The sequence below is a fragment of the Streptomyces sp. 4N509B genome, assembly GCF_052245655.1.
GTDB lineage: Bacteria > Actinomycetota > Actinomycetes > Streptomycetales > Streptomycetaceae > Streptomyces.
In genome coordinates this window covers 153,050-172,344 of sequence record NZ_JBQQBZ010000010.1, presented here as the reverse complement: position 1 = coordinate 172,344, position 19,295 = coordinate 153,050, and the positions used below count along the sequence as shown (strand labels likewise).

Sequence of the window (19,295 nt, the reverse complement as noted above, 5' to 3'; positions counted from 1 at the left end):
GGTGCGGCGGCCGGCACCGGTCGCGCGGGGCGGCGGGCTCAGTGTGGGTCGCCGCGGCCGGCCTGCTCGCGTTCGCCGTCCCGGTCCAGGGCGGTGAGGGTCCTGCGGGCCAGGGGGTGGGTGCGGACCACCCCGGCGAGCGTCGTGGAGCCCCGGGTGACCTGGGCGAAGGTGGTCCACGCCGGGCGGAAGCCGATCATCGCGGCGTGCAGCAGCCGGGGGCGGTGGGAGAAGACGTCCAGCATGCGCCGCCCGACGCTCATCTCCACACCGAGGCCGGACTTGATCGCGAAGGTGTAGTTGAGGGCCTGGCGGCGGGCGTCGACGGCGTCGACGGCCACCGCGACGCGGGCGGCCCACTGGCCGGCGAGGCGGCCCGATCGCAGCGCGAACGATATGCCCTCCCTGGTCCAGGGCTCGAGCAGGCCCGCGGCGTCCCCGCACACCAGGACGCGGCCGCGGGTCAGCGGGGAGTCGTCGGCGCGACAGCGGGTGAGGTGGCCGCTGGAGATGTCCGGGGTGAATTCGGCGAGGCCGAGCCGGGTGGTGAGGCTCTCCAGGTAGCGCTTGGTGGCGGCGCCCTGGCCACGGGCGGAGATCACGCCGACGGTGAGGGCGTCGCCCTTCGGGAAGACCCAGCCGTAGGAGCCGGGCAGGGGCCCCCAGTCGATCAGCACGCGCCCGGCCCACCGCCGTCCGACCTCGGCCGGCACGGGGATCTCCGACTCCAGGCCCAGGTCCACCTGCTCCACGCGCACCCCGACGTGGGCGGCGATGCGGCTGGCGCTGCCGTCGGCGCCGACGACGGCGTTGGCGAGGACGCGGGAGCCGTCGGCGAGGACGACGGCGACGGTGCGCCGGTCGGGGACGGTGGGCCCGTGCTGGTCGACGCGGGTGACGGCCGTGCCCGTGCGGACCGTGGCGCCGGCCCGGGCGGCGGCCTCCACGAGCCGCTGGTCGAACTCGGGGCGGCTGACCAGCCCGAACAGCATCCGCTTGGAGCGGCGGGTGCGGGCCAGGCGGCCGTTGAGCGAGAACGTGACGGCGTGCACGCGGTCGCGCAGGGGGAGGTCGAAGCCCGGGGGGAGGGCGTCGCGGGAGGGGCCGATGATGCCGCCCGCGCACGTCTTGTACCGCGGCAGCGTCGCCTTCTCCAGCAGCAGGACGCTGCGTCCCGCCTCGGCGGCGGCGCGGGCGGCGGACGAGCCCGCCGGGCCGCCGCCGACCACGACGACGTCCCACACCCGGTCCGTGCCGTCCGCGTGCTCCCTGCCGGCAGGGCCGGCCGCGTTGTCACTGCTCACGATGGCCTTCTCGCTCCCCGACGCGTCGCGCGCCGAGCACGGCGCACGATGGTGGTCACCGAAAGCATCCTAGTGTGACGCCTCGCGACGCTCGCGCGCCCGTGGCGCCGCTCGCAGCCGCGCACGGCGCGCGACCAGGCGCGTCGCGCTCGCGTCCGCGCCCGCCTGCGCGCTCGGACGGCTGTGCGAGGGCCTGTGCGATGATCGTCCGCACGCGTCGATGGGAGGAAACCGCCATGAAGCATGCCGACGGGGACGCCGCCGTCGCCCGGTTCGTCGCCGAGGGGATGGAGCGGGCGAGGCGGGACCTGGCCGCGTTGGTGGCCTTCCGTTCCGTGGCGGATCCCGCGCTGTTCCCGCCGGCCGAGTGTCACGCGGCGGCGCGGTGGATCGCCGACGCGCTGACGGCCGAGGGCTTCGAGGAGGTCGCCCTGCTGGACACCCCCGACGGCAGTCAGGCCGTCTACGGCCACCTGCCGGGGCCGGCGGGCGCGCCGACGGTGCTGCTGTACGCGCACTACGACGTGCAGCCCCCGCTGGCGGAGTCGGAGTGGGTCTCCCCGCCGTTCGAGCTGACCGAGCGCGACGGGCGCTGGTACGGCCGGGGGGCGGCCGACTGCAAGGGCGGCGTCGTGATGCACCTGCTGGCGCTGCGGGCCCTGCGGGCGACGGGCGGGCTGCCGGTGGGCGTGAAGGTGATCGTCGAGGGCTCCGAGGAGCAGGGCACCGGCGGGCTGGAGCGGTACGCCGAGGAGCATCCGCGGCTGCTGGCGGCCGACGCGGTGGTGATCGGGGACACGGGGAACGTCCGGGCGGGCCAGCCGACGGTGACGGCGGTGCTGCGGGGCATGACGGTGGTGCGGGTGCGGGTCGACACCCTGGAGGGGAACCTGCACTCGGGGGCGTTCGGCGGGGCGGCGCCCGACGCGTTGGCGGCGTTGGTCCGGATGCTGGACTCGCTGACCGACGCGGACGGCTCCCCCTCGATCGACGGGCTCGACGCGCGGGGCACGTGGGCGGGGACGGATCTCCCGGAGGAGGTGTTCCGGGCGGACGCGGGCGTGTTGGAGGGTGTGGGGCTCGCCGGCTCCGGCACGGTCGCGGACCGGCTGTGGGCGCGCCCGTCGGTGACGGTGCTGGGCATCGACTGCCCGCCGGTGGTGGGCGCGACGCCGTCGGTTCAGGCGAGCGCGGGGGCACTGGTGAGTCTGCGGGTGCCGCCGGGCGTGGACGCGGAGGCGGCGGGCGAACTGCTGGCGGCGCATCTGGTCTCCCATGCGCCGTGGGGGGCGCGGGTGGAGGTCGAGCCGACGGGCTCCGGGCAGCCGTTCCGGGCGGACACGGCGAGTCCGGCGTACGCGGTCATGGCCGAGGCGATGCGGGTGGCGTACGACGGCGTGGAGATGGCGGTCGTGGGGCAGGGCGGGTCGATTCCGCTGACCAGCACGCTGGGGCGGCTGTATCCGGAGGCGGAGATCCTGCTCGTCGGGCTGAGCGAGCCGGCGGCGCGGATCCACGCCGTCAACGAGAGTGTCTCGCCGGAGGAGTTGGAGCGGATGGCCGTGGCCGAGGCGCTGTTCCTGCGCCGGTACGGGGCGCAGGCCGCCGGTCGGTGAACGCGGGCCGGCGGCGCCGGGCGGCCGCCGGGGTCGCCCGCTCGCGGCGTCAGAGGTGTCGGCGGGGGCGTCGGCGGAGCGCGAGCGCGCCGCCGGTGAGGGCCAGGGCGGTGACGCCACCGGCCACGAGCAGTGCGGTGGTCCGGGGGGAGCCGTCGCGTTGTGAGCCGCCGACGCCGGCCTGGGCGCCGAGCGTCGGCATGGTGGTGGAGGTGGCCGTCGGCGTCACCGTGGGGGTCGCGGTGGGCGTCGCCGTCGGGGTCGTCGTGGGGGTCGCGGTGGGCGTCGGGGTGGCCGTCGGGCTCGCGGCGAGGATGCTCAGCATGGCGCTCGCGTTCTCGTCGCCGCAGGCGAAGACGACCTCGTACTGGGCCCCGGCCCGGGCCTCGGCGTCGACGGTGGTGGTCGCGCTCTGGACCGCTCCCGGCATTCCGAGGGTGATGGTGTCGAACACGGCGGAGGAGGCGGTGGCCTCCGCGTCGACGCATCCGGTGACCGTGAGGTCCACGGCGCCGCCCGGCTGGACGGCCTGGGGCGCGAGGCTGTAGCCGAACGCCTGGGCTCTGAGGGCCCGGGGCCGCTCCGGCAGTTCGCCCGGGCCGGCCGCGGTGGTGGCCGCCGCGGGCGCGGCGGAGCCGAGTGCTATCGCTGCGAGTGAGGCCCCTGCGAGTGCCGTGCGCGGAGTGCTCATCTGAAGGCTCCTGTCCTGGGTGCCGTGGGGGTCCGTCGGACGTGGATCGCCCGCACCATGACCGTAAGCAGACAAACCGGGCACCGGTCTTCTGGGTGGGACGAACGGGTTAACGCGTTGGGCCGGCCGGGTTCAGCCGGCCTGGGTGAGGTGGGCGAAGACGACGACGTTGCCCTGGTAGCCGGAGCCCTCCTCGAAGCTGCCGCCGCAGGTGATCAGGCGCAGCTCGGCTCGCCCCGAGTCCTCGTAGACGCGCGCGGGGATCTGCTCCTTGTCGAAGACGGCGACCTCGTGGACGGTGAACCGCAGGCGCGTGCCGTCCTCGCGGACCACCTCGACGGTGTCTCCCGGTGTGAGGGTGCCGAGGTCGTAGAAGACGGCCGGTCCCACGGCGCCGTCCACGTGGCCGACGAGGACGGCCGTGCCCCGCTCCCCCGGGGTGACCGCGCCCTGGTACCAGCCGACGAGGTGTTCGAGGCCGGGAGGCGGCGCGGCGAGCCAACCCTCCGGTTCGAGGCCGACGCCCATCAGGGGGGTCTCGACGTCGATGGCCGGGATCGTCAGCCAGGTCGGCACCGCGGCCCGCTGGGGTGGGGCCGCCACGGCCGCGGGCGCGGTCGAGGCGGCGCCGGCGGGCAGCGGCGGGCCCTCGCTCCGGCTGCCGTCCCAGACGGCGCCGAGCATCGTGGCCACTCCCACCGCCAGCGCGCCGGCCGTGATGCCGAAGGCGGTCCGGGAGGCCGGGCGGGGTTCGTCCGAGCTCGCGTCGCACTCCATCACCGCACCACGCTAGGACGGCCGGTGACGGGCCGCGATTCGTACGGCGCCGCCGCCGGGCCGTCCCGAGCCGTCTCCGGGCCCGTCGTCGAGCCCTCGTCGCGCCCTGGTCGAACCCCTGGTCGGGCGCGCCGTCACACCCCGACGGGGACGCCGGCCTCCAGGTTGAGGGGGCGGCCCTCGGCGCGGGCGCGCAGGGCCCCCCTGAGCCGGGCGAGGCGGCCTGGTGAGAGCAGGGTCGTGGCCTCCTCCTCGTCGACGAAGCGCCAGTCACGCAGCTCCGCGCCGGGCAGCAGCACCTCGCGCAGCCGGTCGGCGTCGAGGCGCCCGCCGTCGAAGAGCAGCCGCAGCCCTCCGTAGTGGCCGGGTCGGGGCGGCTCCCAGTCGACGACGAGCAGGGGGAGGTCGTGGGTCAGCCGCAGGCCGAGTTCCTCGGCCACCTCGCGGACCGCCGCGCGGGCGGGGGGCTCGCCGGCCTCGACGACGCCGCCGGGGAACTCCCAGCCGGGCTTGTAGGTCGGGTCGACCAGCAGCACCCGGTCCTGGTCGTCGAAGAGGAGCACGCCGGCGGCGAGGGTCTCCGCGCGGGGGGCGGGGGTCTGCACGATCTGCCGGGTGCCGTCGCCGCGGCGGGCGGCCTCGGCGAGGAGCGTCGCGGCCTGTCGGGGGGTCAGCCGGGAGGCCTCCAGGGGGTGGGTGTCCGCGCTCAGCCAGGCGAGGGCGGCGTCGTAGCGTGGCAGGTTCGCCAGGCAGCGCCCGCGCACGGCCTCGCCCTCGACGGAGGCCCGCTGGTCGATCCGCGCCCGCAGGAACGTTTCGTCTACGTGGAGCAGGAAGTGCTGCACCGGGATGCGGCGGGCGGCGAGGCCGCCGAAGATCTCGTCCCGGTGCGCCTGGTCCAACAGCGTCATCGGAGCGACCAGCGGCCCCGGCACCTCGGTGAGGAGGGCCGCGGCGGTGTCCACCACCATCCGCCGCCACGACGGCAGGTCCGTGAGGTCGTCGACCTCGGCCAGGCGTTCCTTGGGCAGCATCGCGCGCAGCCCGGCGCCGACCAGCTCCGGGTCGTACAGCACGCTTCCCGGCAGCAGGTCGAGCAGTTCGTTGGCCACCGTGGTCTTGCCGACGCCGGACGCGCCGTTCAGCCAGATGATCACAAACCCCCTCCTTAGTCGCCCGTGTGTCAGGTGCCCGCTGCACCCCGTGCCAGAAACGTCTCCGCGTGGCCGCGGCAGGCCGCCGCCGCCCCCACCAGGCCGGCGTCGGTGCCGAGCCGGGCGGGAACGACCTCCAGGCCACGGACGAACGGAAGGGTGGCGAACTCAGCGAGGGCCTCGCGCAGCGGCGCGAGGAGGACCTCGCCCGACTGGCTCACGCCGCCGCCGACCACCACCGTCTCGATCTCCACGAGGGTCGCGGTGGCGGCGACGCCGGCCGCCAGGGCGCGGGCGGCGCGCTGGAAGGCCGCCAGCGCCACGGGGTGGCCGTCGCGGGCGGCCGCCGCGACGCCCGCGGCGGTGGCGTCGCCGTCGGGGGCCTCGGGGCGCCAGCCGGCGTCGCGGGCGTAGCGGGCGATGTTGGTGCCGCTGGCGATGCGCTCGACGCAGCCGCGTCCGCCGCAGGGGCACAGGTCGCCGTTGAGGTCGACGCTGATGTGGCCGATGTGGCCGGCGTTGCCCGTGGGTCCCGGGCGCAGCCGGCCGTCGAGGATGAGGCCGCCGCCGACGCCGGTGGAGACGACCATGCACAGCACGTTCGCCCGCCCCTGGGCGGCACCGCGCCAGTGCTCGCCCGCGGCGATGGCGGCGCCGTCGCCGACGAGGGTGACCGGCAGGGGGCCGGTGGTCTCGCGCACGCCCGCCACGAGGGGGAAGTCGCGCCAGGCGGGAATGTTGACGGGGCTGACGGTGCCGCCGCGGGCGTCCACCGGTCCGGCGCTGCCGATGCCCACGGCGGTGACGTGGGGCCACCACGGGTGCGCGGTCAGGCCGCTGGCGACCTCGGTGACGGCGGCGAGCACGCGCTCGGCCGGTTCGGTGGCGGGGGTCGGGCGTTGCACGCGGTGCACGAGGGTGCCGGCGCCGTCGACGAGGGCGCCCGCGATCTTGGTGCCGCCGATGTCGACGGCGGCCACGAGATCCATGGTCATGGTCAGGAAGCCTGATCCCTGGTGGGCCGGGCTGTCCAGTCCGCCCGTGGCGGGTGGGGCGTGGCGGGGTCGGCGAGGGCCGCCAGCTCGGCGGGGGCCAGACCGGTGCCGGCGGCGAGTTCGGCGGCGTCCAGGGCGCCGCAGCGCAGGCCCCGCAGGAGGAACGCGGCGAGCGCACGGGCGGTGGCGGGCTCGTCGAGGACGGCGGTGCCGGGCGTGGCCAGGCGGCCGACGTAGGTGGCGAGGCGGTCGGCCGCGGCGTCGAAGCCCTCGCGGTAGAAGGCGTAGACGGCGGTGTACCGGGTGGGCAGCTGGCCGGGGTGGAGGTCCCAGCCCTGCGGGAAGCCACGGGCCAGGCCGCGGCGGACGAGGCGGTGGTGGAGGCGCCAGGCGTGGTGGACCTGCTCGGCGGAGCCGGTGGGCAGGACGTTGGTGGAGCCGTCGGAGAGCTCGACGCCGGTGCCGGCGGCGGCGAGCTGCATGACGGCCTTGGCGTGGTCGGCGGCGGGGTGGTCCAGGGACTGGTGGGCGGCGGGGATCTGGCAGGCCGCGGTGTAGTCGTAGGTGCCGAAGTGGAGGCCGGTGAGGCGGCCCTCGGCGGCGTCGACCAGGCGGGCGACGGTGGCCCGGCCGTCGGGGCCGAGGATGGCCTGGGTCGTCTCGATCTGCGCCTCGAAGCGGAGCTGGCCGGGGGTGAGGCCGGTGGCCCGCTCGAACGCGCCGCACAGCCCGGACATGGCGGTGACCTGGGCGGGGTGGCTGACCTTGGGCAGCGTCAGGCGCAGTCCCTTCGGCGGCGGTCCGGCGTCCAGCAGCGTGGTGAGGAAGACGTCGAGGGTGCGGACGGCGCGGTCCCGGACGGGTGCCTCCATGCTCTTCATGCGGATGCCGAGGTGGGCGGGCCCGCCGGGGTCGGCGGCGAGGCGGACGGCCACGCGGGCCGCGTGGACGGCGGCGGCGTCCTCCTCCGCGTCCGGGCGGCGCCCGTAGCCGTCCTCGAAGTCGATGCGCAGGTCCTCCACGGGCTCGCGTGCCAGCTTGGCGCGGACCCGGTCGTGGACGGGCGCGGCGAGGGCGTCGGGCAGGCCGAGGAGGGTGGCGAGCGCGGCGGCGTCGGGGGCGTGGGCGTCCAGCAGCGCCAGCGCCGCCTCGCCCCAGGAGCGGACGGTGTCGGCGGTGAGCCGGTCGGCGGGGACGTAGACGGTGTGGACCGGCTGGCTGGCCGGCGGTGCGCCGGGGTACCGGCGGGCGAGCTCGGCGTCGACGGCGGCCAGTGGCGCCGTCACCGCCGCGGTGGCGGCCTCAGAGAGGCTGGTGTGCGCCGTGTCACGCCGCCGCATGGGCCGCCCTCCCGACATTCAACAATCCGTTGAACCCTCAGGTGACGACGCTATCCCGCGCCCACACGAAACACAACAGCGGCTGTGTCACCCCTCGTTCACGGCCCGCTCGACTGGCGCCACGGAGGATTGACCGGAGGGCAAAGGTCGCGTCACGCGACTGGCCGACGCTGGAGTGCAGCGGGAAAGTTCCGCGGAAATCCAAGGAAGTCCCTGTAATTCAGCGTCTGGGAGGAATCATGGACTACTACCACCTGATGGCCGGGCTGGCACTGGCCCGCCTGCGGGAGGACGACGGCAGCGGCCCGGTGCCGGCGGTGCCGGGGCACGAGGCCGACCGGCTGGCGGCGCGCGCCGCGAGCGCCCGCGTGCGACACGAGGCCGTGCCGGGCCGCCGACGGCGCGGTGGCCTGGTGGGGCGCCGGCGTGGCGCCACGCCCGTGACCGTCACCTGATCGGCGGCTGTCGCGCCACGGCCGCGGCCCTCGTTCCCGAGTTCCGGAGCGAGGGCCGCGGCGCGTGGTGAGCGGATTCGCGAGGGAAGCGGGTGGTGACGCGCCGTCAGCCCTTGCGGGTGGTGATCTCCTCGGTCAGGGCGGGGACGACGTCGAACAGGTCACCGACGACGCCGTAGTCGACCAGCTCGAAGATGGGGGCCTCGGCGTCCTTGTTGATGGCCACGATGGTCTTGGACGTCTGCATGCCCGCGCGGTGCTGGATCGCGCCGGAGATGCCGGCGGCGATGTAGAGCTGCGGGGACACCGTCTTGCCGGTCTGGCCCACCTGGCTGGTGTGCGGGTACCAGCCCGCGTCCACGGCGGCGCGGGAGGCGCCCACGGCGGCGCCGAGGGAGTCGGCGAGCGCCTCGATGAGGGCGAAGTGCTCGGCGCCGCCGACACCGCGCCCGCCGGAGACGACGATCGCGGCCTCGGTGAGCTCGGGCCGTCCCGTGGCGGCGCGGGGGCTGCGCGAGACGACGCTGGTGCCGGTGGCCAGCGGGCCGAAGCCGACCTCCAGGGGCTCGACGGTGCCGGCGGCCGGTGCGGCCTCCGGAGAGGTCGCGTTGGGCTTCACGGTGATCACCGGAACGCCCTTGGTGACGCGCGAGGTGGTGGTGAACGAGGCCGCGAACACGGACTGGGTGGCCACCGGTCCGTCCTCGCCCGCCGCCACGTCGACGGCGCCGGTGATGATGCCGGAGCCGAGGCGGACGGCGAGGCGGCCGGCGATCTCCGTCGCCGCGGCGGACGCGGTGAGCAGCACCGCCGCCGGGGAGACGGCCTTGACGGCGGCCTGGAGGGCGTCGACGTGGGGCACCACGAGGTGGTCGGCGAACTCGGGCGCGTCGGCGGCGAGGACGCGGCTCGCGCCGTGCTCGGCGAGCACGGGGGCCGCGGCGTCGACGCCGGCGCCGAGGTAGACGGCGACCGGGTCACCGAGCCGGCGGGCGAGGGTCAGCAGCTCCAGGGTGGGCTTGCGGACGTCTCCGTCCACGTGGTCGACGTAAACGAGGACTTCAGCCATGGGTTCGCGCTCCTGCGGGACGAGTCGGAAGGGAGGGTCGGTCGGGTGCGGGTCAGACGAACTTGTGTTCCGCGAGGAAGGCGGCGAGCTTCTGGGCACCCTCGCCCTCGTCGGTGACGATCTCGCCCGCGGTGCGCGGCGGGCGCTCCGTGGCGGAGACCACGGCGGTGTGCGCGCCGGCCAGCCCGACCTCGTCCTCCTCGATGTCGAGGTCGGAGAGGTCCAGCGTGGTCACCGGCTTCTTCTTGGCCGCCATGATCTGCTTGAAGGAGGGGTAACGCGCTTCCCCCGACTGGTCGGTGACGGAGATGACGGCCGGCAGTTCGGCGCGCAGCCGCTCGCTGGCGACGTCGCCGTCGCGGCGCCCGGTGACGGCGCCGTCGGCCACGGCGAGCTCGCTGAGCGACGTGACCTGCGGGACGCCGAGCCGCTCGGCGAGCATGGCGGGCAGGACGCCCATCCCGCCGTCCGTCGAGGCCATGCCGCAGATCACCAGGTCGTACCCGACGTGCTCGACGGCCCTGGCCAGCACGAGGGAGGTGCCCAGCGCGTCGGTGCCGTGCAGCGCGTCGTCCTCGACGTGGACGGCCTTGTCCGCGCCCATGCGCAGGGCCTTGCGCAGGGCCTCCTCCGCGTCCTCGGGGCCGATGGTCAGGGCGGTCACCTCGACGTCGTCGTCGCTCTCCTCGGCGATGCGCAGCGCCTGCTCCACGGCGTACTCGTCGAGCTCCGACAGCAGACCGTCCACCGACTCGCGGTCGGTGGTCAGGTCCTCCGTGAAGCGCCGTTCGCCGGTGGCGTCGGGCACGTACTTGACACAGACAACGATCCTCAGGCTCACGCCGGCTCTCCTCGATCGGCCCGGTTCCTTGGTTGGCTTGCTTGCCACCATGTTAGTTACTCGTCAGTACATCCAGGCACCCAGGGTATGCCCGGTGACAAGAATGTCCTACTGTGACGTTTCCTACGTCGCCGGCGGTGGATCATTAGCGGAGGAGACGGGCGGAACGGGGGCGTCCCCGACGTCCAGGGCCACGCCGAGCGCGGCGACGACGTCGGCCAGCCGGGGCTGACCCGCGGCCCGCCGCACCAGCCGCCCCGCGGCGTCCAGCACCAGCACCGTCGGCGTGCGGGTGATTCGCAGCGCGCGCACCAGGTCGGGGCGGGCGGCGGCGTCGACCTCCACGTGCGTCACGCCCTCCACCATCCCCGCGGCCCTGGCCAGGACCCGCCGCGTGGCCCGGCAGGGCTGGCAGAAGGCCGACGAGACCTGGAGGAGCGTGGCCCGCTCCCCGAGTGAGGGGATGCCGAGCGAGGCCGCCGTCAGGCGCGTCGGGGAGGGGTCCTGGCCGGTCACGTCGGTCCTCAGCGGCCCATCTCCTCGCGCAGCGCCGCCAGGAAGCCGTCCACGTCGTCCTCGGTGGTGTCGAAGGAGCACATCCACCGCACCTCGCCGCGCGCCGCGTCCCAGTCGTAGAACCGGTACCGCTTGCGCAGCCGGTCGGCCGCCTCGCGCGGCAGCCGGGCGAAGACGGCGTTGGCCTGCACCGGGTAGCTGATGGTGACGCCCTCCACGGCGGCCACGCCCGCCGCGAGCCGGGCGGCCATGGCGTTGGCGTGCTCGGCGCCGCGGCGCCACAGCCCGTCGGCCAGCAGCGCCTCGAACTGCACGGAGACGAAGCGCATCTTCGAGGCCAGCTGCATCGACAGCTTCCGCAGGTGCGGCATCCGCGTGACGCGACCGGGGTCGAGGACGACGACGGCCTCGCCGTAGAGCATGCCGTTCTTCGTGCCGCCGAAGGAGAGCACGTCCACCCCGACGTCGGTGGTGAGGGCGGCGAGCGGCAGGTCCAGCGCCGCGGCGGCGTTGGCCAGGCGGGCGCCGTCGAGGTGGACGGCCATGCCCCGCTCGTGGGCGTGCTCGGCCAGCGCCCGGATCTCGTCCGGGGTGTAGCAGGTGCCCAGCTCGGTGCTCTGGGTGAGGGAGACCACCTGGGGCGTGGCGCGGTGCTCGTCGTCGAAGCCGAAGGCCTGGCGGTCGACGAGCTCGGGGGTGAGCTTGCCGTCGGGGGTCGGCACGGTGAGGAGCTTCAGGCCGGCGACGCGCTCGGGGGCGCCGCACTCGTCGGTGTGGATGTGGGCGGTGTCGGTGGTGACGACGGCCCCCCAGCGGTCGGTGAGGGCCTGGAGGCCGACGACGTTGGCGCCCGTGCCGTTGAACACCGGATAGACCTCGGCGCGGGGGCCGAAGTGCGCGCGGAAGACCTCGGCGAGGTGGGCGGTGTAGTCGTCCGCGCCGTAGGCGGGCTGGTGGCCGCCGTTCGCCAGGGCGAGGGCGGCCAGGAGCTCCGGGTGGACCCCGGCGTAGTTGTCGCTGGCGAAGCCGCGGACGGTGGGGTCGTGGCGACGCCGGGCGGCGGTGGTGGGCGCGGCCGTCGGGGACGGCGCGGGTGTCGTGGGCGTCGTGGGGGTCATGGCTGGGGTGTGAGCCACTGGCGGGTTCCGTTCACTTCCTCGGTCGGCTGGCTCCACAGCTGGCAGATGCTCGTCGCCAGCTCCGTGACGTCGGTGAAGCCGGCGAACCTGGCGCCGGGCCGCTGGGCGCGCAGCGCCTCGTGGACCAGTGCCTTGACGATCAGGACGGTGGCGGCGGCGGCCGGCGGGCCGTCGGGGACCGCCTTGCGGAAGCCGTCGGCCAGGGCGAGGGTCCACGCCTCGGCGGCGGCCTTGGCGGCGGCGTACGCGGCGTTGCCCGCGGTGGGCTTGCTGGCGCCGGCCGCGCTGACGAGGACGAAGCGGCCGTTGCCGCTGCGGGCCAGCGGGCCCTCGAAGGCGAGGGAGGTGTGCTGCACGGTCCGCACCAGCAGGTCGTGCAGGAGCTCCCAGTCGGCCAGGTCGGTCTCGGCGAAGGTGGCGGAGCCGCGCCAGCCGCCCACGAGGTGGACCAGGCCGTCGACCCGACCGAACTCCTTCTCGATCTTGGCCGCCCACTCCCGCGCCGCGGCCAGGTGGAGGAGGTCGACCGTGTCGCCCGTGACGGTGGCGCCGCCGTGGGCGAAGCGCGCCGCGTCCACGCCCAGGGCCAGACGCTCGGCGTCGGCGTCGGCGGCGACCACCACGGCGCCGGCCTCGGCCAGACGCAGCAGCGTGGCGTGCCCGGCGGGGCCTCCCGCGCCGGCCACCGCAACGACGGCTCCCTCCAGGGGGCCGCCGTCCCCGCCGCCGTGGGGATCAGAGCTGGGTGTCATCGTCGCCACCTCCTGCGTAAGGCCTCGCGTGGTTCGCGTGGGCGCGCGCGGTACGCGCGCATGGGTCCATGATGCCGCGACGTGTGGGGGTGGTGGGGATCAGGCGGCCTGGGGGGTGGGGGTGGGCGTGGAGGTGGCGGCGGTGATGCCGCGGGTGGAGGCGATCACCCGCCGCAGCTTCCGTGCCAGCGCCTCGTAGAACAGGCTCAGGGGGAACTCGTCGGGCAGGACGTCGTCGACGAGCTTGCGCGGCGGCAGGCTCAGGTCGAGGGCGTCGGGCCCCTTGGCCCAGGTGGAGCCGGGGTGCGGGGCGAGGTAGGTCGACACCAGCTCGTAGGCCTTGAGCCAGTGCACGATCTTCGGGCGGTCGATGCCGCGCCGGTAGAGGGTCTCGATCTCCTCGCGCAGCTGGGCGGTGACCTGGCGGGCGCGCTCCCAGTCGAGGGTGAGGGTGTTGTCCCGCCAGCGCAGGGCGTCGTGCTGGTGGAGGTAGGCGAACAGGAGCTGCCCGCCCAGGCCGTCGTAGTTCCTGACCCGCTCACCGGTGACGGGGAAGCGGAAGAGCCGCTCCAGCAGGACGGCGTACTGCACGTCGCGCCCCTGCGGGTACCCGTCGTCGGCGAGCCGGCCGGCCTCGTGGAAGGCGGTCAGGTCGCAGCGCAGCTCCTCCAGGCCGTACATCCAGAACGGCTGCCGCTGCTTGATCATGAACGGGTCGAACGGCAGGTCGCCGTGGCTGTGGGTCCGGTCGTGGACCATGTCCCACAGGGCGAAGGTCTCCTGGCAGCGGCGGGGGTCCGCCAGCAGCTCGCGGGCGTCGTCGGGGAGGGTGAGCCGGGTGACCTCGCACGCGGCGGTGACGACGCGGCGGAAGCGGGCGGCCTCGCGGTCGCAGAAGATGCCGCCCCAGCTGAAGCGCTCGGGGGCCTCGCGCACGGCGATGGTCTCGGGGAAGAGGACGGCGGAGTGGGTGTCGTAGCCCGCGGTGAAGTCCTCGAAGGTGATGGCGAGGAACATCGGGTTGTCGTAGCGGGTGCGCTCCAGCTCGGCCAGCCAGTCCGGCCAGACGACGCGCAGCACCAGGGCCTCCAGGTTGCGGTCGGGGTTGCCGTTCTGCGTGTACATGGGGAAGACGACGAGGTGCTCGCGGCCGTCCGCGCGGCCGGCGGCGGGCTGGAACGCCAGCAGCGAGTCGAGGAAGTCGGGCACGGTGAACCCGGTGTCGGCCCACCGGCGCAGGTCCTTAACGAGGGCCTGGTGGTAGGCCGCGTCGTGCGGCAGCAGGGGGGACAGCTCCTCGACGGCCTCGACCACGCTGTCGATCCGCCGCGCGACCTCGCCGGGAGAGGGCGCCGACTCGGCCTGGAAGTCGATCGAGCCGTCGGGCGACTGGGCCGGGCGGACGGCGGACACCGCCTCCTTCAGGCGAGCCCAGGCCGGGTGGTCCACGAGGCGTCCCGCCGGCTGGGCGGCCGGGGCCTCACTCCGCAGGGTCGACGCAAAAGCTTCCGTCATGATCCGCCTCCACAGGATTTCCTTGCGCTCTCTCACGGTATATGGCGGACTTTCTTCGATCAACCGGGCGTGCAGGGGCCGTGAGATCCTTGCGCCATGGCGATGCTGACCGTGGGACACCGTGGACTGATGGGCGTGGAACCGGAGAACACCCTGCGGTCCTTCCGCCGCGCCGACCACGCCGGCCTGGACGTCATCGAGCTCGACCTGCACCTGAGCCGGGACGGCGAGCTCGTCGTGATGCACGACGCCGACGTCGACCGCACCACCGACGGCACCGGGCAGGTGGCCGAGCTGACGCTGGCGGAGCTGCGCGCGCTCGACGCCGGTCTCGGGGAGCGGGTGCCGCTGTTCACCGAGGTCGTCGAGGCGGTGGGGGCGCCCCTTCAGGCGGAGATCAAGGACCGGGCCGCGGCCCGCGTGCTGGCAGACGTCATCCGGCGGCGTGGGCTGGAGCGGCGGGTCACCGTCATCTCCTTCCACGACGAGGCGCTGAGCGAGACCCGCGCGCTGCTGCCGGAGGTGGCCGTCGGGCTCGTCACCGGGCAGTCCACGCCGACCGCGCCCCAGCGGGCCGCGGAGCTCGGCGCCACGCTCGTCTCCTGCGAGCTCCCGCAGCTGGGGCAGGACGTCGTGGACCGGTGCCGCGAGGCCGGGGTGAGGGTGCTGGCGTGGACGGTGAACACCGACGCCGAACTGGACCGCGCCCGCGAGCTGGGCCTGGACGGGGTGGTGACCGACCTGCCGGAGATCGTGGCGGCGGTCAGGGCAGGGGCTTGACCAGCAGCTCGAACTCCAGGTCCGGGCGGCGCGGCACGCCGAAGCGCTCGTCTCCGTAGGGGAACGGGGTGCGCTCGCCGGTGCGGGCGTAGCCACGGCGCTCGTACCAGGCGATCAGCTCGTGCCGCACGCTGAGCACGGTCATCCGCATCCGCCGGGCGCCGAAGTCCTCGTGGGCGCGGCGCTCAGCCTCGGCCAGCACGAGGCCGCCCAGGCCGCCGCCCTGCTCGGTGGGGCGGACGGCGAACATCCCGAAGTAGGCCGCGCGCCGCTCGGGCGGGCCGTCGGCCTCGCCGCGCCGCTCGATCTGGCAGCAGGCGACGAGCTCGTCGTCGCGCTCGGCGATCACCAGCTGGCTGTCGGGTGAGCGGATCACGGAGAGCACCTCGTCGGTGTTCGTGCGCCGCCCGTCCAGGACGTCGGCCTCCGTGGTCCAGCCGGCGCGGCTGGACTCGCCGCGGTAGGCGGAGTCCACGAGCGCGACGAGGGCGGGGACGTCGCTCGTCGTCGCCGTGCGGAAACGCACCCGTGGACGCGTCGACCCCGCACCGTCCACCGGCCCCGTTCCCTCCGCCCCTCGCGTCACGCCCGTCGTCACGCGAGGCATCGTAACGCGCGGTGCGCCGCGACGGCGGGCGGCCGCCGGGCGCCGACCCGGCCCGGCCCGCGGGGGCCGTGTCGGGGGTGGGATCTACGCTTGTGGTCATGGCGATCGCCCTGACTCTGCTGGTGCTGGCCGGGCTCACCGCGGTGGGCGCCCCGCGCCTGCTCAACCGCGGCAGCTGGCCGCTGCGCGAGCCCGTTCTCGCCCTGTGGGTGTGGCAGTGCGTCGTGGCGGCGGTGCTGCTGTGCTGCGTGCTCGCGATGGCCCTGTCGGGCTCGGCCGCCTGGGGCGAGGTGCGCGGTCAGCTGTTCGCCCCCGCGCCGAGCCACGTCGTGGAGGCGTACGCGCTGCCCGCCGACGGGCAGCGGTGGGCGGCCTCGCTGGCGCTGGTGCTGGCCTGCGGCGGGCTGTGGACCGCGGTGATGCTCACCCGCGAGGTGCGGGAGGCGCGGGCGCTGCGGCGGCGGCGCAGGGTCGCGCTGCTGGCGAGGGCGCCGCGGCTGCCCGGCGAGGAGACCGAGCCCGGGGACCGGCTGGTGGTGCTGGAGTCACCGCGGTCCGACGCCTGGCTGCTGCCGGGCCCCTCCCCCCGCCTGGTGATCACCACCTCCGCGCTGCGGCGGCTGACCAGCCGGCAGCTGGACGCGGTCATCGCCCACGAGCAGGGTCACGTCAGGGCCCGCCACCACTGGCTGCTGTACTGCGCGGGCGCCCTGGCCAGGGGTTTTCCCGGTGTTCCCGTCTTCGCGGCCTTCCAGGAGCAGGTGCACCGGCTGACGGAGCTCGCGGCCGACGACGCCGCCTCGCGCCGTTTCGGCCGGGTGACCACCGCTCTGGCCCTGGTCGGACTGAACGAGGACCGCGGCCCCGTCAGCTGCCCCGACGACCCGGCGGCGGCACCCCACGGGGCCGAGGTGCCGCAGCGCGTGAGTCGGCTGCTCACGCCGGCCGCGCGGCTGGCGCCCGCCCGGCGCCTGCGCTGGACCGCGGCGGCGGCGGTGCTGCCCGTGGTCCCGCTGCTGGTGGCGTTCGCGCCGGGGCTCTCGGCGCTGGGCGGCGTGCGGTAGGAGAGGCGCCCGGGGAGCGGCGAGCGCGCGGCGGGCACGCGTCCGCGAGGGGCCTCGGTGGCGTGGCGGCTGTTCCGCCCGGCAGGATCGGGTGCATGACGATCGCGGGAGTGCTCTTCGACTTCTCCGGGACGCTGATGCGGATCGAGTCGCCCCTGTCCTGGCTGCGGACCGTCCTCGCCCGGGCGGGAGCCGAGCTGCCCGAGGAGGAGGTCGAGCGGCTGGCCGCCGCGCTGGCGCGGGCCGGGGCCCTGCCCGGCGGCCCGCAGCCCAGGTCCCTTCCCCCGGAGCTCGCCGCGCTGTGGCGGGAGCGGGACCGTGACGCGGCCCGGCACCGGGCCCTCTACACGGGCCTGGCACGCCAGGTCGCGCTGCCCGACCCGTCCTGGTATGACGCCCTGTACGACCGGCACCGGGAGCCGGCCGCCTGGCTGCCCTACCCGGACGCCCCGGCCGTGCTGCGGGCCCTGTCGGAGCGCGGCGTCCCCGTCGCCGTGGTCAGCAACATCGGCTGGGACCTGCGCCCGGTGTTCGAGGCCCACGGCCTGGACGCCTACGTGGACGCGTACGTGCTGTCCTACGAGCACGGCGTGCAGAAACCCGATCCCCGACTCTTCGCCACGGCGTGCGAGGCGCTCGGCCTGACGTCGCCGTCCGAGGCGTTGATGGTCGGGGACGACGCCGACGCCGACGGTGGGGCGGCGGCGCTGGGATGCGCCGTCCGCCTGGTGGAGCACCTGCCGGTGACGGAGCGGACCGACGGGCTGCGTCCGGTGCTCGACCTGGTGGGCTGACACGGCGGCCCGGCCGAGGGCGCCGGTCGCGTGGGACCGGCCGGCGGGTCCGGCGGGTGAGGGCCTCGAGAAGGGGGGCGGACCGGCGCCGCGGCGCGGTGACCAGGGAGGATGGGGAGCGACCCGGGGGCGGCCCGGGGGACGGACCTGGGGGATGAACGACGACGCCGGCGCGGCGCCGGCCTCGGGCGGTCCCCCGCTCCGCCCGAAACCGGCACCGCGCCGGCACACACCTCCGGCCAGGCCGGGGTGAGCTTCACGAAGCCGCACTGAGTATATTGGCTCTCAGCCAGTCAACGCGGGAGTCCAGGATGTCCCCTCGCAGCGCATCCGTCAATGAAGAGCTGCGACGGCGCTCGCGTATCCGGTTGCTGGAGGCCACGGTCGAGCTCGTCTCCGAGCGGGGGTACGAGGCCACCACCCTGGCCGACATCGCGGAGCGGGCGGGTTCCGCACGCGGGCTGATCTCGTACTACTTTCCCGGGAAACGGCAGTTGTTCCAGTCGGCCGTCCACCGAGTGATGCACCTCACTCTCGCCGCCGCCCTCGAACGGGAGCCGCAGCCGTCGGGCCCCGACGCCGGTGACGAGCTGCTCGCCCGGGCGATCGACGCGATCCTTGGCCTGGCCAGGGACCGGCCGGTGCTGATGCGGGCGCACATGGCGAGGCTGTTGCAGGACGAGGGGTTCATCCGGTGCTCCGAGCAGCAGCGGCTGGCCGCCCTGCTGAGGGAGACGGTGACGCGCTACGGGTCGGACGACCCCGACACCGACTACCCGCTGCTGCGGGCCCTGCTGATGGGCGCGGTGGTCGCCCAGCTGCTGCCGGGCGCGCCCATGCCGCTGTCCCGGCTGCGGGCGGAGCTGTTCGCGCGCTACGAGCTGCCGTGGGAGCGGGGGTACCCGCCCGGCCCGGCCCCCGCCCCGGCGTCCCGCGGCGCCTGACGACCGCCGCCACCGACGACCGACGACCGCGGCGGCGGTGCGTTCAGGCCGTCGGGAGCCAGTCGACGTGCCCCGCCAGCAGCGCGTAGCCGACGAACGCCACGATGTCGATCAGCGCGTGGGCCACGACCAGGGGCATGACCCTCCCCCACCGCCGGTAGAGCCACACGAAGATCACGCCCATCGCCATGTTCCCGAAGAAGCCGCCGACGCCCTGGTAGAGGTGGTAGCAGCCGCGCAGCGTCGAACTGGCCAGCAGGACCTTCCCCGGTCCCCAGCCCAGCTGGTCGAGCCGTCGCACCAGGTACCCGACGACGATGACCTCCTCCACGACGGAGTTCTGCAGGGCGGAGGCGATCAGCACGGGGAACTTCCACCACACCTCCGGCAGGGACTCGGGGACCACCGTGAGGTTGGCACCCGCGGCGTGGGCTCCCAGGTAGAGCAGGAGCCCGCTGCCGCCGATCCCGGCCGCGACCAGCGCGCCCCAGCCCAGGTCGAAGCGGGGGCGGCGCAGGTCGAACCCGATGACGGCGAGACCCGGGGCGGGCGGCCCCGGCCGTTCGCGCACCAGGAAGTGGGCGACGAGCAGGACCGGCACCAGCGCGGTCGTGATGTCGAACAGCTGCCAGGCCAGGTCCAGCCAGGGCCGGCCGGGCGCGTTGGAGCTGTTGAGGGTCGCGGCCTGGTCGGCCAGGCCGCCCGGACGGGTGACGGATCCCGAGAAGTGGATCAGCGCGGCCACGGCGCTGGCGCCCAGCGAGAGGCCCAGCACGAGCAGCAGTTCGCGGCGCAGCACGCTGCGCGGCGGCGTCACCGGGGGCGGGGGCGGCGCGGGGGCCGCCTGGTCCTGGTCGGACGTGAGCCGCACGGTGCCTTCCCTCCGTTCGCTTCGTCCCGGGGTGCCCGGGGTCGCCCGGGTCCGGGCGGGTCCGGCGGGGC

General features: G+C 75.3%; 20 protein-coding genes. 6 read left to right on the top strand and 14 right to left on the bottom strand.

The window, feature by feature from the left end:
- Positions 1-38: 38 nt before the first annotated feature.
- Positions 39-1,304 (bottom strand): geranylgeranyl reductase family protein, encoded by a 1,266-nt coding sequence (locus ACTWP5_RS13070; protein ID WP_443221048.1) that lies wholly within the window; start codon positions 1,302-1,304, stop codon positions 39-41.
- Between the two features lie 236 nt (positions 1,305-1,540).
- Here ACTWP5_RS13070 and ACTWP5_RS13065 point away from each other — a divergent pair, with 236 nt between their 5' ends.
- Entirely contained in the window at positions 1,541-2,920 is a 1,380-nt protein-coding gene (locus ACTWP5_RS13065; protein ID WP_443221047.1) for a dipeptidase, read from the top strand.
- Between the two features lie 49 nt (positions 2,921-2,969).
- Here ACTWP5_RS13065 and ACTWP5_RS13060 read toward each other — a convergent pair whose 3' ends face one another.
- From ACTWP5_RS13060 to ACTWP5_RS13040, 5 genes are all read right to left on the bottom strand, one after another.
- Positions 2,970-3,611, bottom strand: a complete 642-nt coding sequence (locus tag ACTWP5_RS13060) for a hypothetical protein (protein ID WP_443221046.1) — start codon at positions 3,609-3,611, stop codon at positions 2,970-2,972.
- 132 nt (positions 3,612-3,743) lie between these two features.
- Complete coding sequence (locus ACTWP5_RS13055; RefSeq protein WP_443221067.1) at positions 3,744-4,388, bottom strand: class F sortase; 645 nt, start codon at positions 4,386-4,388, stop codon at positions 3,744-3,746.
- Between the two features lie 134 nt (positions 4,389-4,522).
- Positions 4,523-5,545 carry an NUDIX domain-containing protein gene (locus ACTWP5_RS13050; RefSeq protein WP_443221045.1) on the bottom strand — a complete coding sequence of 341 codons (1,023 nt, stop codon included), beginning with the start codon at positions 5,543-5,545 and terminating at the stop codon, positions 4,523-4,525.
- A 26-nt stretch (positions 5,546-5,571) separates the two neighbouring features.
- Positions 5,572-6,537, bottom strand: a complete 966-nt coding sequence (locus ACTWP5_RS13045) for an ROK family protein (protein ID WP_443221044.1) — start codon at positions 6,535-6,537, stop codon at positions 5,572-5,574.
- A 2-nt stretch (positions 6,538-6,539) separates the two neighbouring features.
- Entirely contained in the window at positions 6,540-7,877 is a 1,338-nt protein-coding gene (locus tag ACTWP5_RS13040; RefSeq protein WP_443221043.1) for a DUF6986 family protein, read from the bottom strand.
- A gap of 239 nt (positions 7,878-8,116) precedes the next feature.
- Between ACTWP5_RS13040 and ACTWP5_RS13035 the strand changes: the two genes are divergently transcribed.
- Complete coding sequence (locus ACTWP5_RS13035) at positions 8,117-8,332, top strand: hypothetical protein (protein WP_443221042.1); 216 nt, start codon at positions 8,117-8,119, stop codon at positions 8,330-8,332.
- A 106-nt stretch (positions 8,333-8,438) separates the two neighbouring features.
- On the opposite strand, the gene ACTWP5_RS13030 is transcribed toward ACTWP5_RS13035, so the two are convergent.
- The 6 genes from ACTWP5_RS13030 to ACTWP5_RS13005 all read right to left on the bottom strand — a co-directional run bounded on the left by ACTWP5_RS13030 (position 8,439) and on the right by ACTWP5_RS13005 (position 14,164).
- Positions 8,439-9,401: an electron transfer flavoprotein subunit alpha/FixB family protein gene (locus ACTWP5_RS13030; protein ID WP_443221041.1), complete on the bottom strand. Its 963-nt coding sequence runs from the start codon at positions 9,399-9,401 to the stop codon at positions 8,439-8,441.
- Positions 9,402-9,453: 52 nt separating this feature from the next.
- Positions 9,454-10,242, bottom strand: a complete 789-nt coding sequence (locus tag ACTWP5_RS13025) for an electron transfer flavoprotein subunit beta/FixA family protein (RefSeq protein WP_443221040.1) — start codon at positions 10,240-10,242, stop codon at positions 9,454-9,456.
- A 123-nt stretch (positions 10,243-10,365) separates the two neighbouring features.
- Positions 10,366-10,758: a TlpA family protein disulfide reductase gene (locus ACTWP5_RS13020; RefSeq protein ID WP_443221039.1), complete on the bottom strand. Its 393-nt coding sequence runs from the start codon at positions 10,756-10,758 to the stop codon at positions 10,366-10,368.
- Positions 10,759-10,766: 8 nt separating this feature from the next.
- Entirely contained in the window at positions 10,767-11,876 is a 1,110-nt protein-coding gene (locus ACTWP5_RS13015; RefSeq protein ID WP_443221038.1) for a threonine aldolase family protein, read from the bottom strand.
- A complete protein-coding gene (locus ACTWP5_RS13010) occupies positions 11,873-12,649 on the bottom strand; it encodes an SDR family NAD(P)-dependent oxidoreductase (RefSeq protein WP_443221037.1) in 777 nt (258 codons plus the stop codon). Before ACTWP5_RS13010 ends, ACTWP5_RS13015 begins: the two co-directional genes overlap by 4 nt.
- A gap of 99 nt (positions 12,650-12,748) precedes the next feature.
- Positions 12,749-14,164, bottom strand: a complete 1,416-nt coding sequence (locus ACTWP5_RS13005; RefSeq protein WP_443221036.1) for a DUF6421 family protein — start codon at positions 14,162-14,164, stop codon at positions 12,749-12,751.
- Between the two features lie 96 nt (positions 14,165-14,260).
- Here ACTWP5_RS13005 and ACTWP5_RS13000 point away from each other — a divergent pair, with 96 nt between their 5' ends.
- A complete protein-coding gene (locus ACTWP5_RS13000) occupies positions 14,261-14,944 on the top strand; it encodes a glycerophosphodiester phosphodiesterase (protein WP_443221035.1) in 684 nt (227 codons plus the stop codon).
- Here ACTWP5_RS13000 and ACTWP5_RS12995 read toward each other — a convergent pair.
- Positions 14,928-15,551: a GNAT family N-acetyltransferase gene (locus ACTWP5_RS12995; protein ID WP_443221034.1), complete on the bottom strand. Its 624-nt coding sequence runs from the start codon at positions 15,549-15,551 to the stop codon at positions 14,928-14,930. The genes ACTWP5_RS13000 and ACTWP5_RS12995 overlap by 17 nt on opposite strands.
- A gap of 98 nt (positions 15,552-15,649) precedes the next feature.
- Between ACTWP5_RS12995 and ACTWP5_RS12990 the strand changes: the two genes are divergently transcribed.
- The 3 genes from ACTWP5_RS12990 to ACTWP5_RS12980 all read left to right on the top strand — a co-directional run bounded on the left by ACTWP5_RS12990 (position 15,650) and on the right by ACTWP5_RS12980 (position 18,353).
- Positions 15,650-16,615, top strand: coding sequence for a M56 family metallopeptidase (locus tag ACTWP5_RS12990; protein ID WP_443221033.1), 966 nt, complete (start codon positions 15,650-15,652; stop codon positions 16,613-16,615).
- A 101-nt stretch (positions 16,616-16,716) separates the two neighbouring features.
- The gene (locus tag ACTWP5_RS12985; RefSeq protein ID WP_443221066.1) at positions 16,717-17,409 is read left to right on the top strand and encodes an HAD family hydrolase; all 693 of its coding nucleotides are present in this window, start codon (positions 16,717-16,719) and stop codon (positions 17,407-17,409) included.
- Between the two features lie 311 nt (positions 17,410-17,720).
- On the top strand, positions 17,721-18,353 hold the full coding sequence (locus ACTWP5_RS12980) for a TetR/AcrR family transcriptional regulator (protein ID WP_443221032.1): 633 nt from the start codon (positions 17,721-17,723) through the stop codon (positions 18,351-18,353).
- Positions 18,354-18,396: 43 nt separating this feature from the next.
- On the opposite strand, the gene ACTWP5_RS12975 is transcribed toward ACTWP5_RS12980, so the two are convergent.
- Complete coding sequence (locus ACTWP5_RS12975) at positions 18,397-19,170, bottom strand: CPBP family intramembrane glutamic endopeptidase (protein WP_443221065.1); 774 nt, start codon at positions 19,168-19,170, stop codon at positions 18,397-18,399.
- Positions 19,171-19,295: the final 125 nt, after the last annotated feature.